Annotated in this window: 8 protein-coding genes, 1 tRNA gene, 2 rRNA genes, 1 other RNA gene and 1 other annotated feature (1 of these 13 only partly in view); of the genes, 1 reads left to right on the top strand and 11 read right to left on the bottom strand. The window is 34.4% G+C overall.

All coding sequences use genetic code 11. The features are described 5' to 3' along the window. The 3 genes from G3997_RS10670 to G3997_RS10660 all read right to left on the bottom strand — a co-directional run. Positions 1-2,323 (bottom strand): 23S ribosomal RNA (locus G3997_RS10670); it reaches 582 nt to the left of the window's first position. 140 nt (positions 2,324-2,463) lie between these two features. Beyond that, a 16S ribosomal RNA gene (locus tag G3997_RS10665) occupies positions 2,464-3,964 on the bottom strand. Together the 16S and 23S rRNA genes form the textbook arrangement of a ribosomal RNA operon. Before the next feature lie 605 nt (positions 3,965-4,569). Next, on the bottom strand, positions 4,570-4,800 hold the full coding sequence (locus G3997_RS10660) for a glutaredoxin family protein (protein ID WP_296645788.1): 231 nt from the start codon (positions 4,798-4,800) through the stop codon (positions 4,570-4,572). Between the two features lie 190 nt (positions 4,801-4,990). On the opposite strand from G3997_RS10660, the gene G3997_RS10655 reads away from it, so the two are divergent. Continuing rightward, on the top strand, positions 4,991-6,187 hold the full coding sequence (locus G3997_RS10655) for an MGDG synthase family glycosyltransferase (RefSeq protein ID WP_296645783.1): 1,197 nt from the start codon (positions 4,991-4,993) through the stop codon (positions 6,185-6,187). A gap of 118 nt (positions 6,188-6,305) precedes the next feature. On the opposite strand, the gene G3997_RS10650 is transcribed toward G3997_RS10655, so the two are convergent. From G3997_RS10650 to serS, 8 genes are all read right to left on the bottom strand, one after another. Continuing rightward, positions 6,306-6,515, bottom strand: coding sequence for a hypothetical protein (locus tag G3997_RS10650; protein WP_296645780.1), 210 nt, complete (start codon positions 6,513-6,515; stop codon positions 6,306-6,308). Positions 6,516-6,562: 47 nt separating this feature from the next. Then, a complete protein-coding gene (gene recR / locus G3997_RS10645; protein WP_296645777.1) occupies positions 6,563-7,162 on the bottom strand; it encodes a recombination mediator RecR in 600 nt (199 codons plus the stop codon). An 11-nt stretch (positions 7,163-7,173) separates the two neighbouring features. Next, a complete protein-coding gene (locus G3997_RS10640) occupies positions 7,174-7,518 on the bottom strand; it encodes a YbaB/EbfC family nucleoid-associated protein (RefSeq protein ID WP_180702512.1) in 345 nt (114 codons plus the stop codon). Between the two features lie 63 nt (positions 7,519-7,581). Continuing rightward, complete coding sequence (dnaX, locus tag G3997_RS10635; RefSeq protein WP_296645771.1) at positions 7,582-9,216, bottom strand: DNA polymerase III subunit gamma/tau; 1,635 nt, start codon at positions 9,214-9,216, stop codon at positions 7,582-7,584. Between the two features lie 152 nt (positions 9,217-9,368). Further along, an RNA gene (gene ffs / locus G3997_RS10630) (signal recognition particle sRNA large type) lies at positions 9,369-9,632 on the bottom strand. Positions 9,633-9,662: 30 nt separating this feature from the next. Next, positions 9,663-9,754, bottom strand: a tRNA-Ser gene (locus G3997_RS10625). A gap of 3 nt (positions 9,755-9,757) precedes the next feature. Beyond that, positions 9,758-10,210: a nucleoside deaminase gene (locus G3997_RS10620; protein ID WP_296645768.1), complete on the bottom strand. Its 453-nt coding sequence runs from the start codon at positions 10,208-10,210 to the stop codon at positions 9,758-9,760. Between the two features lie 506 nt (positions 10,211-10,716). Continuing rightward, a complete protein-coding gene (serS, locus tag G3997_RS10615) occupies positions 10,717-12,000 on the bottom strand; it encodes a serine--tRNA ligase (RefSeq protein ID WP_296645764.1) in 1,284 nt (427 codons plus the stop codon). Positions 12,001-12,168: 168 nt separating this feature from the next. Continuing rightward, positions 12,169-12,389, bottom strand: a binding site (T-box leader). Positions 12,390-12,928: the final 539 nt, after the last annotated feature.

Here is a 12,928-nt window from a genome sequence, read left to right as displayed (position 1 = left end):
GATTTTTGACCGTGCTGAGGAAACCTTTGAGCGCCTCCGTTACTTTTTAGGAGGCGACCGCCCCAGTCAAACTGCCCACCTGACGGTGTTCCAAGACCTGATTCAAGGCCTATGGTTAGGATCCCAGTACTACAAGGGTGGTATCCCAAGGATGACTCCACACAGACTGGCGTCCATGCTTCATAGTCTCCCACCTATCCTGTACATGTAGTACCAAGACCCAACGTCAAGCTACAGTAAAGCTCCATGGGGTCTTTCCGTCCTGTCGCAGGTACCCGGCATCTTCACCGGGATTACAATTTCACCGAGTCTATTGTTGAGACAGTGCCCAAATCGTTACGCCTTTCGTGCGGGTCGGAACTTACCCGACAAGGAATTTCGCTACCTTAGGACCGTTATAGTTACGGCCGCCGTTTACTGGGGCTTAAGTTCACTGCTTCGATTGCTCTAACAGATCCCCTTAACCTTCCAGCACCGGGCAGGCGTCAGCTCCTATACATCGTCTTGCGACTTAGCAGAAACCTGTGTTTTTGGTAAACAGTCGCTTGGGCCTATTCTCTGCGGCCTGTCATAGACAGGCACCCCTTCTCCCGAAGTTACGGGGTCATTTTGCCGAGTTCCTTAACAACAGTTCTCTGGCTGGCCTTAGGATACTCTCCTCACCCACCTGTGTCGGTTTGCGGTACAGGCACCTTTAACCTCGATAGAGACTTTTCTCGACAGTGTGAAATCAGCTACTTCGCTACTAAATTTCGCTCCGCATCACATCCTAGCATTATTCCTACGGATTTGCCTATAGGAACTGCCTCAATGCTTGCCCGTACATAACCAACAGTACGGTTAGCTTATCCTTCTGTGTCATCCCATTTCTCAAACGGTTATTGGTGGTACAGGAATATCAACCTGTTGTCCATCACCTACGCCTTTCGGCCTCGGCTTAGGTCCTGACTAACCCAGGGCGGACGAACCTTCCCCTGGAAACCTTGGGTTTACGGCCCGTGGGATTCTCACCCACGTCTCGCTACTCATGCCAACATTCTCACTCGTATACTGTCCACATGTCCTTACGGTCATGCTTCAGCCTGCATACGAAGCTCCCCTACCCATCATAAATGATGCCGTAGCTTCGGTAGTACGTTTTAGCCCCGGAAATTTTCGGCGCAGGATCACTCGACCAGTGAGCTATTACGCACTCTTTAAATGAGTGGCTGCTTCTAAGCCAACATCCTGGTTGTCTGTGCAATCCCACATCCTTTACCACTTAACGTACATTTAGGGACCTTAGCTGACGATCTGGGCTGTTGCCCTTTTGACTATGAATCTTATCACCCACAGTCTGACTCCCAAGTATAAGAATACGGCATTCGGAGTTTGATAGTCTTCGGTAAGTGCAATACCCCCTAGGACATTCAGTGCTCTACCTCCGCTTCTCTCAACCTTGAGGCTAGCCCTAAAGCTATTTCGGGGAGAACCAGCTATCTCCGGGCTCGATTGGAATTTCACCGCTATCCACAAGTCATCCCCGAGCTTTTCAACGCTCGTGGGTTCGGTCCTCCACGAAATTTTACTTTCGCTTCAACCTGCTCATGGATAGGTCGCCCGGTTTCGGGTCTACGCCAAGTAACTTAAATCGCCCATTTAAGACTCGCTTTCGCTACGGCTCCACACCTTAAGTGCTTAACCTTGCTACTTAACGTAACTCGTTGGCCCGTTCTACAAAAAGTACGCGGTCACACAAGTAATGTGCTCCCACAGCTTGTAAGTACAGGGTTTCAGGTTCTATTTCACTCCCCTCCCGGGGTTCTTTTCACCTTTCCCTCACGGTACTATGCGCTATCGGTCACTAGGTAGTATTTAGGCTTGGAGGATGGTCCCTCCTGCTTCCCACAGGGTTTCACGTGTCCCGTGGTACTCTGGATCATACTAGTATTTTTCTCGTTTTGACTACGTGGCTATTACACTTTATAGCGGAGCTTTCCAACTCTCTTCATCTACGATGACCTCTTCGTTTATGACGTGTCCGCAACCCCAACAAAGCAAGCTTTATTGGTTTGGCCTGTTCCGCTTTCGCTCGCCGCTACTTACGGAATCGAATTTTCTTTCTCTTCCTCCAGGTACTTAGATGTTTCAGTTCCCCGGGTTCCCCTCGCTAAGCTATGTATTCACTTAACGATACTTAGACATTACTCTAAGTGAGCTTCCTCATTCGGAAATCTTCGGATCAAAGTTTACGTGCAACTCCCCGAAGCTTATCGCAGCTTATCACGTCCTTCATCGGCTCCTAGTGCCAAGGCATCCGCCCTGCACCCTTAATAACTTGACCAGTTATTAAAGTTGTAATTTTTAAGACTTTTCTTGTCATATATGTTTAAAATGATGTCATATCACTAAATGTTATGCAGTTTTCAAAGTACTAATTGAGGAATGAACCCTCAAAATTAAACAGTAGGCAATTCTCCTTAGAAAAGAGGTGATCCAGCCGCACCTTCCGATACGGCTACCTTGTTACGACTTCACCCCAGTTATTGGTTTCACCTTCGACGGCCGCTTCCAAAAGGTTAGCAATCCGGCTTCGGGCGCCCCCAACTTCCGTGGTGTGACGGGCGGTGTGTACAAGACCCGGGAACGCATTCACCGCAGCATTCTGATCTGCGATTACTAGTAACTCCAGCTTCATGTAGGCGAGTTTCAGCCTACAATCCGAACTGAGAATGGCTTTAAGGGATTAGCTCCGCCTCACGACTTGGCTGCCCTCTGTACCACCCATTGTAGCACGTGTGTAGCCCTAAGCATAAGGGGCATGATGATTTGACGTCATCCCCACCTTCCTCCAGGTTATCCCTGGCAGTCCCTCTAGAGTGCCCAACTTAATGCTGGCAACTAAAGGCAAGGGTTGCGCTCGTTGCGGGACTTAACCCAACATCTCACGACACGAGCTGACGACAACCATGCACCACCTGTCACTTCTGTCCCCGAAGGGAAATCTCCGATTAGAAAACGTCGAGGGATGTCAAGCTTAGGTAAGGTTCTTCGCGTTGCTTCGAATTAAACCACATGCTCCGCTACTTGTGCGGGTCCCCGTCAATTCCTTTGAGTTTCACTCTTGCGAGCGTACTTCCCAGGCGGAGTACTTAATGCGTTAGCTGCGCCACCGAAGGGGGTAACCTCCGACAGCTAGTACTCATCGTTTACGGCGTGGACTACCAGGGTATCTAATCCTGTTTGCTCCCCACGCTTTCGTGCCTCAGTGTCAGTTACAGTCCAGAGAGCCGCCTTCGCAACTGGTGTTCCTCCTAATATCTACGCATTTCACCGCTACACTAGGAATTCCACTCTCCTCTCCTGCACTCAAGTTTCCCAGTTTCAAAGGCTTACTACGGTTGAGCCGTAGCCTTTCACCTCTGACTTAAGAAACCACCTACGCACCCTTTACGCCCAGTAATTCCGGATAACGCTAGCCCCCTACGTATTACCGCGGCTGCTGGCACGTAGTTAGCCGGGGCTTCCTCCTCAAGTACCGTCATTATCTTCCTTGAGGACAGAGCTTTACGACCCGAAGGCCTTCATCGCTCACGCGGCGTTGCTGCATCAGGCTTTCGCCCATTGTGCAATATTCCCCACTGCTGCCTCCCGTAGGAGTTTGGACCGTGTCTCAGTTCCAATGTGGCCGATCACCCTCTCAGGTCGGCTACTGATCGTCGCCTTGGTGAGCCATTACCTCACCAACTAGCTAATCAGACGCGGGTCCATCCTGTACCGCCGGAGCTTTGATACTTCTACCATGCGATAAAAGCATATTATCTCGTATTAGCATACCTTTCGGTATGTTATCCGTGTGTACAGGGCAGGTTACCCACGCGTTACTCACCCGTCCGCCGCTCTTCTCCGAAGAGAATCGCTCGACTTGCATGTGTTAGGCACGCCGCCAGCGTTCATCCTGAGCCAGGATCAAACTCTCATAATAAATTTGACTACCTGCTCAGATAAATCTAATTTGAATATCTGGCTTGGTTTGTTAGTTGTAATTCTATAAATTAACCTACTGTTTAATTTTCAAAGTTCATTTTCTACTTCTTTAGTTTAACAAAGTTGTTTTTCTTTGTCAACTTATTTTTTGAAGTTTTTTGTTTGTTTTTGTCCTTTTCTTAAGGACAAGTAATAATATATCATCTTTATTTTATATCGTCAATACTTTTTTAAAAGTTTTTTCAAATATTTTTTAATTATGTTTTTTAATATCAAATTATGTATTATGATGTCCAAATTTAATCATTTTACTCATTTAAATCTGGACATCTATAAAGTAAATTTAATTAATCAACTTGAGTTAATAATCTTCTAGTTATATCTGATAACTTTAACTCTCCTAATTCTAAATAACTTACGCCCTATTATATTCTCCATTTTCATCAAGTTTATACATGATATACTTATCATATTTTATCTTATTATATAACTAGTAATAAGCATCTTACTTAACTTTATCTTACTATTAATATCTAACTAAAAAAGAATTAGTATAGCACTTATATATAAATAAAATAACTATCTACTAATTCTTCTTTTATATTATTTTTGTAATAGACTCTCTATCCTATTTAAATCAAATCCTAATACATGTTCTCCATCTATAAGTATAACAGGAATAGACATATACCCCATTCTTATTAACTCTCTTTTAGCTTCTAGGTCCTTAGATATATTATATTCTTTAAATTCTATATTTTTATTTTTTAAATATTCTTTAGCTTTAATACATTGTATACATGTATCACTAGTATATATCTCTACATTTTTCATTTCATCTACCTCCTAAATATTATAATACTTGTAATTTTTTTTTTATTATATTAGATTATTATTATCATATATCCGTTAATAATAATTTAATATAATAATATGCAATTTTTTACTTTTATAAAGTATAATTAATAATACATAAATTTGTGTTATTGTTCAATATAACTCTATCATATTAGGAGGAATTTTTATGAGCAAAAAAGTGCTAATTATGTCAGCGTCTACCGGTGGAGGACATAATAGAGCTGCTCGAGCAATAAAAGAAGAGCTTGAAAGCCGAACTATAGATAGTATGTCTATAGAGTGTGAAATTGTAGATAGTTTAAAGTTAGTTAACAATACAATGGACAAAGTTATTTCTAGAGGATATGAAAAATCTGCTATATATACACCTAAAGCATACGGTAGTGTATATAGACTTTCAGAAACTAACCTTGCCTCTAAAAATGAATTTAAGGCAAATCCACTTACATCACTAATGGCTAAAAAATTTAGGCATTTATTAAATGATAAGAAACCTGATTTAATTATAGGAACTCATCCATTTCCTATGATAGCCCTTAGTACATTAAAAAAGAATAAACACACTCTTAGTTTAAGTAGAAGTGAAAGTTTTTATAAATCTAGTAATATAGATATACCACCTATGGTATCTGTTTTAACTGACTATACAACTCATTCTACATGGATTCAAAACGAAATTGATTATTACATAGTTGGTCATGAATATGTTAAAGAATTACTAGTTTATGAAGGTGTCGATACTGAAAAAGTTAAAGCTTTTGGAATTCCAGTTGAAAAATCTTTCTTAGAACATAGAGATAAGGATACTGTACTTAATGAACTAGGTTTATCTCCTGATAAATTAACTGTATTACTTATGGGTGGAAGTTTCGGTGCCGGTAATATAAAAGAAACCTTAGAAGAGTTACTTACTGTAGATAGAGATTTCCAAATATTAGTAATATCTGGTAGAAACGATCATCTAAAGGAGAAGCTATCAAAAATGTTAGATTCTACTGTACATAATAAAAATATTTGTTTATTGGGATATACAAATAAAATGAACGATATATTAGCTTCTATTGATGTATTAATTTCAAAACCTGGTGGTCTTACTACTACAGAAGCATTACTAAATGATGTTCCTATGATTGTACCATATTGTATTCCTGGACAAGAAGAGGAAAACTTAGACTTCTTAACTAATTGTGGTGCTGCACTTAGAACAACTAAAAAGTATAGCTTACCAGTTTTATTAAAAGTTCTTATAGATGATCCTTCTAGGTTAGATGCGCTTAGAAATAATATAAAATCTATAAGAAAATCTGATTCTGCTATTAATATATCTAATTTAGTTGTAGATATATTAAGCGATGATAATTAGCTGTATATTATAAATAAGTATAATTTTTATAATATAAAAAAGAGCCTAAAATAATTTAAATAAAAAAGAGCCTAAAATAATTTATTATTTGGCTCTTTTTTACTGTAAAATATTTAATTTAATATCTAGGTTCATAAAAATCTTCTTCATAATCATATTGATAGTTCTTATAGTTATTTCTAAATTCACTATTTACATTATTTGAAGATTTCTTTGACTTTTTCTTAATAATAGCATCTATATCTATATTATTTAATTTCTTTTCTTCTGATATAGAATTCTTTTTTTTCATAGCTTTATACTTTTCTAAAGTCATCGTTGTTTTCATATTACACTCCTCTTAAAATATAAAAAACGAGGCATATACCTCGATTTTTATATTTCTCTTCTACCTTCTAAAGCTTTCGATATAGTAACTTCATCTGCATACTCTAAATCTCCACCTACAGGTAGACCATGTGCTATTCTTGTAACTTTTATTCCCATTGGTTTTAAAAGTCTTGCTATGTACATAGCTGTTGCTTCCCCTTCTATTGTTGGGTTAGTAGCCATAATTATTTCTCTTACATCTTGTGTTCCTAATCTTTGTATAAGCTCTTTTATCTTTATCATATCTGGTCCTATACCATCCATAGGAGATATAACACCATTTAATACGTGATATTGGCCTTTAAATTCTCTAGTTCTTTCCATTGCAGCTACATCTCTTGGATCTTCTACAACACATATTACACTAGCATCTCTATTTTTATTAGAACACATACTACAAGGATCTGTATCTGTTATATTACAACAAACAGAACAATATCTTATTTCTCTTTTAGCCTCTATTATGGCCTTAGATAAAGCTTCTACATCATTAGTATTCATATTTATAATATGGAATGCTAATCTTTGAGCTGTTTTTCTTCCAACTCCAGGAAGCTTTGAAAATTCTTCTATAAGCCTTGTTATAGGCCCTGTGTAAACTTGCATATAATCACCTACTAGAATAATCCTGGTATATTCATTCCTCCAGTTACTTTACTCATTTGACTTGATTGCATTTCATCAACACTTCTTAATGCTTCATTAACAGCACTTAAAACTAAATCTTGTAACATTTCTATATCATCTGGATCAACTACTTCTGGTTTTATGTTTATATCTATTAATTCTTTCTTACCATTAACCTTTACAGTAACAGCTCCTCCACCAACAGAAGACTCTATTTCCTTTGCTTCTAACTCAGCTTGCATTTTTTGCATATTTTCTTGCATCTTTTGAGCTTGCTTTAATAAATTATTCATATTTCCAGGCATCATTCCGCCTCCAAAACCTCTTTTAGCCATAACTAAAATCCTCCTTTAAAAATTTGTCTATATTTTATTATTATATCATAATCTTTTTTATTATTAATCTTGTTTTTCTTCATTATCCTTTATTTCAAGTATATCTTCTTTAACTAAAGATTTTAACAATTTTTCACCTTCATCTATCTTCTCATTCTTTATCTCAAGTTCTATATTCTTTACTTCGGATTCTAATATTATTTTTATACTAAAGCTTCTATTTATAGTTTCCCTTATCATTTGCTCTATATATGATATAGTCTCTGGATTGCTTAATCTCTTCTTAGCAAATTCAAATCCATGTCCATAAATTATATATAAATTATTATTATGAACATTAAATCCACTTACATCTCCCAATAAGAAATATACTGGCATTTGTTTATTTACTTTATCTTCTTTTATTTTTTGTCTTATCTTTTGCCAAGATGATTCTACTAATTTAACATCTTCACTTTTTACATTTTCATAAACTACTTCTTCATGTTCTTCTTCTACAACTATTTCATTAGAATGTATATTATTTTCACTTAAATTTACCTTTATATTCCCGCTCTCAATAGTTTTCTCTAAATTTTCTATCCTTTTTATCAATGCTTCTTTACTTTCATCAAACATAGGTTGTGCAATTTTCATCATAGTTACTTCTGCTAATACTCTTGGATTTGATGATACTTTCATGTTATCTTGAGTTTCTGATAATATATTTAATATTCTTATTAAATCATTAACTTCTACAACCTTAGATTGATCTTTTAATAGCTTTATAGTTTCTTCTGGTAATGATATTATTTCATCTAGCTCTGTAGATACCTTACATACCATTAAGTTTCTAAAGTGGTCTATTAAATCATTGATTAAATTTCTTATATCTTTTCCCCATACAACAAATTCATTTAATATTTGAAGTGATTTTTTTGTATCTTGATCTATTATAGATTGTGCCATTTCAAATAATTGTTCAATATTTACAGTTCCTAATAATTCTACTGCATCTTTGTATTCTATTTTATTATCTGAAAAAGATATACATTGGTCTAATATACTAAGAGCATCTCTTAACGCCCCTTGAGAGTTTCTTGCTATTAGATTAAGTGCCTTTTCTTCTACTTCTATATTTTCTTCATCACAAATTTTTTGCATTCTAGTAGTCATATCTTTAACAGTAACTCTTTTGAAATCAAATCTCTGACATCTTGATAATATAGTTGCTGGTATTTTATGTGGCTCTGTAGTAGCCAGTATAAATATAACATATGATGGTGGCTCTTCTAATGTCTTTAATAATGCGTTAAATGCACCTTGAGAAAGCATATGAACCTCATCTATTATATAAACTTTATACTTTGCTTTAGCAGGAGAATACTTAACATTCTCTCTAAGCTCTCTTATATCGTCTACACTATTATTAGATGCTGCATCTATCTCTACTACATCCATAATATTATCATTTAATATATCTCTACAAACGTCACACTCATTACAAGGTTCTTGATTAACACTATTTTCACAGTTAACAGCTCTAGCAAATATCTTTGCTGTTGATGTTTTACCTGTTCCCCTTGTCCCTGAAAATAAATAAGCATGACCTACATTATTATTCTCTATCTGATTCTTTAATGTTCTTATAATATGTTCTTGACCTACAACATCTTCAAAGTTTTGAGGTCTATACGATCTATATAAGGCTTTATGCATTCCTCTCTCTCCTTAATTTAAAAATCAATCTAATATATTAATTTCCTATATCTTGAAATATTATATCATTATCTTTAATAAAGTTATATAAATTAAAATTTTGCATATTAAAAAAATCCCTATTAAAGGGATTCTATTTTATATATTAAATGCTGTACACCATCTATTGACTTTGACTTACAAGCGTTACCTAAACAGTTAGCTCGGCTTAGGCACCCCTACGGCACACGAAAGTGATCACTTACCGCTGCTTCCTTCCGGATCTGACGGGGTTCATGAGTTTCCGTTGCGTAGGACCTAAACGTCAACACCACTTATTTAGGGCAGCCTTACAAGACAAAGCCTCTAGATGGAATTCAATCCTGCTATAGCGGATTGCAGGTTACAGGGCACCGCTACCTCCCCATCTAGTACAGCAAAATTACAACCATATTTAAATTATTCTCTGGCGGAGAGTATGGGATTCGAACCCATGATACGCTTTTGACGTATACTCACTTTCCAGGCGAGCGCCTTCGACCATCTCGACCAACTCTCCATATTATCTTTTCCTTAATTTCTTAAAAAATTCTTGTAATATATTAGAGCATTCTTCTTGTAGTATACCAAATGTGGTCTCGATATTATTGTCTTTATAATAATCTATTTTAAATTCATGTTGTTTTTCTGTATATGAATTTTTTATATGTTTAGTTCCAATTATAAGTTTTTTTATTCTAGAATGAACTATTGCTCCACTACACATAATACATGGCTCCATTGTTACATATAAGTCACAATCAACTAATCTCCAACCACCTAATTTTTCTGAAGCTTGTCTTATAGCTAAGACCTCTGCATGAGCTGTACAATCGTTTAATGTTTCTGTTAAGTTATGTGCTCTTGCTATAATCTCATTATTTTTTACTATTATAGCTCCTATAGGTGTTTCACCTTTTTCATATGCCTTATGTGCTTCTTTTAAAGCCTCTTTCATATAATGCGAGTTTTCCATTGGTCCTCCTAAAACTTATAACAAGTTTATATTATCACAGTTTATTTTATATTTCAACTGAAATTTAAATATTCGACCTATAATATAAGTTCAAATTTATTTAATCCTCAATACTGTATTAGCATAATATAATGCATATCCATATATATCTTTTTAATTTACAAGTGTATTAAAGATATATAATAACGATAATATAAAAAGTAATACAAAAACTAAACACTTCTCGATATTTATTATAGAATATATTATTTTTATATTATCAAAATTATATATTCTATATTTATTAAAACTATAGATGTAAATAACGCTAGCTTAGAATCAATATTTTTACTCATTCTAATATCTCCTTTAATATTTAATACTATATTCTATTAAAAGAGTGTTCCATCATAGAACTAAGTAATATAATTTTTCAGATTAATAATTTTAAAATATATCTCTTTAATATATTCTAAAAATTAAAGGAGAGTATTTTTAAATACTCTCCTTATTATATTAACTATATCTTATAATTCATTTTTCTTTATAACATCTACACCCATGTATGGTCTTAATACTTCTGGAACAACTACTGATCCATCAGCTTGTTGATAGTTTTCTAATATAGCAGCTAATGTTCTTCCTACTGCTAATCCTGAACCATTTAATGTATGAACGTATTCAGCTTTAGATTTCTTATCTCTCTTGAATCTTATGCCAGCTCTTCTAGCTTGGAAATCTTCAAAGTTTGAACAAGAAGATATTTCAACATATCTATTGTAACTTGGCATCCATACTTCTAAGTCATATTTAAATGCTGCAGTAAATCCTAAGTCTCCTGTACATATTCTAACTACTCTGTATGGTAATCCTAATAATTGTAACATTCTTTCTGCATCGTTAGTTAATTTTTCTAATTCTTCATAAGAATTTTGAGGATCACAGAATTTAACTAATTCAACTTTATTGAATTGATGTTGTCTTACTAATCCTCTTGTATCTCTACCAGCAGATCCTGCTTCAGATCTGAAACATGGAGTGTACGCACAATATTTTATAGGTAATTGATCTGCAGTTAATATTTCATCTCTATGTATATTAGTTACTGGAACCTCTGCTGTTGGTATTAAGAAGTATTCTGCTCCTTCTATTTTAAACATATCTTCTTCAAACTTTGGTAATTGTCCTGTTCCTATGAAACTTGCTCTATTTGCCATGAAAGGAGGTAAAACTTCTGTATATCCATGCTCTTCTGTATGAGTATTTAAGAAGAAGTTTATTATAGCTCTTTCAAGTCTAGCTCCTAATCCTTTGTATAAAGTAAATCTTGAACCAGTTATTTTACCAGCTGTTTCGAAATCTAATATTCCTAAACCTGTACCTATATCCCAGTGTGCTTTACCTTCGAAATCAAACTTTGGAGTTTCTCCCCATTGTCTTATCTCAATGTTATCTTCATCTGTAGTTCCTTGTGGAACATCTGGATGAGGAACATTAGGGATTCTCATTAAGTTGTATTCCATTTCAGCTTCAACTGTTCTAACTTGCTCATCTATAGCTTTTATCTTATCTGATAATTCTTTTAATTGAGCTTTTGCAGCATCTACATCTTTGCCTTCTTTTATAAGTTGAGGTATTTTCTTAGATTCTACATTTAACTCATTTTTCATTACTTCAACTTCTTTAAGTAACTCTCTTCTCTTATCATCTAATGCAACTACAGCATCTAAATCAAATTCTTTTTCCCCTCTTCTATCCATTGCTTTTTTTATGTCTTCTAAATTTTCTCTTATTCTTTTTATATCTAACATTCTACTTCCTCCTTTATTTATTTTTTATAGATATATTTAAATATTTAAAATTTTTAGCTCGCTTAATATTTTATGTACATATTTTAATAACGTTATCTTATTTGTTTTTTATAAATACCTATTCTAAAACAATTAATTACAATAAAAAAAGACCTTCTATCCCCTATAAAAAGGGACGAAAGTCTTTACTCCGCGTTGCCACCCTAATTGACCATACAATATTATGTATAGTCCTCTCAATCCTGTAACGTAGGTATACGTCTAATCTTACTATTCTTTCCGACTAGAAGCTCCAGAATAGATTCAAAAATCATTGTAATGAGTTCTCACCAACCACTCACTCTCTGAATACAAACATATCTTTTACTATTTTCCTTCAAAGCTTTTAAACTAATTGTTTTATTTGATAATCATTATATTATATATAATACCATCTTTCAATAGTATTATTCAAACTTTTTATTATTTTATTTCGACCTATTCTATCAAATTCTAATTTATTTTAGATATATTTATACAGAATAATTCTATATATTTGTATATATATTATTATTCTATATAAATTTTAAGTATTYGAAAAAAATGAATAACCTAATATATTAAAAAATTAAAATAATTAATATGTTGTGCTAGTTGCTTTACTCAACATATTGAAATCACTAGATATTATTTGAAAAATAGTTAAATATACGTTACTATAACCTAGTATTTGCAATGATTTTATTTAACTAGCACAACGAGTTAATTAATGAAAAATTATAAATTAAAAACAATAATCTTTAAACACTATTTTGTTAGTTAATAATATATAGCCAATAAAATAAATTAAGTAAAATAATATAGCAAAATTAATCAATATTTAGATAAAACTACTGATAAAACAAAGAGGATTAAGAKATATTAGCATAGAAAGTTTAGCGTTAGATCG

This window comes from Romboutsia sp. 13368, assembly GCF_018336475.1.
In the GTDB taxonomy this organism is placed as follows: Bacteria; Bacillota; Clostridia; order Peptostreptococcales; family Peptostreptococcaceae; genus Romboutsia.
This window is presented reverse-complemented; position numbering and strand designations above follow the sequence as displayed.

Coding starts and splice junctions, on each gene's coding strand:
- G3997_RS10660 (WP_296645788.1), bottom strand. CDS start 4,800: ATGAAAAATGTAGAGATATATACTAGTGATACATGTATACAATGTATT.
- G3997_RS10655 (WP_296645783.1), top strand. CDS start 4,991: ATGAGCAAAAAAGTGCTAATTATGTCAGCGTCTACCGGTGGAGGACAT.
- G3997_RS10650 (WP_296645780.1), bottom strand. CDS start 6,515: ATGAAAACAACGATGACTTTAGAAAAGTATAAAGCTATGAAAAAAAAG.
- recR (WP_296645777.1), bottom strand. CDS start 7,162: ATGCAAGTTTACACAGGGCCTATAACAAGGCTTATAGAAGAATTTTCA.
- G3997_RS10640 (WP_180702512.1), bottom strand. CDS start 7,518: ATGGCTAAAAGAGGTTTTGGAGGCGGAATGATGCCTGGAAATATGAAT.
- dnaX (WP_296645771.1), bottom strand. CDS start 9,216: ATGCATAAAGCCTTATATAGATCGTATAGACCTCAAAACTTTGAAGAT.
- G3997_RS10620 (WP_296645768.1), bottom strand. CDS start 10,210: ATGGAAAACTCGCATTATATGAAAGAGGCTTTAAAAGAAGCACATAAG.
- serS (WP_296645764.1), bottom strand. CDS start 12,000: ATGTTAGATATAAAAAGAATAAGAGAAAATTTAGAAGACATAAAAAAA.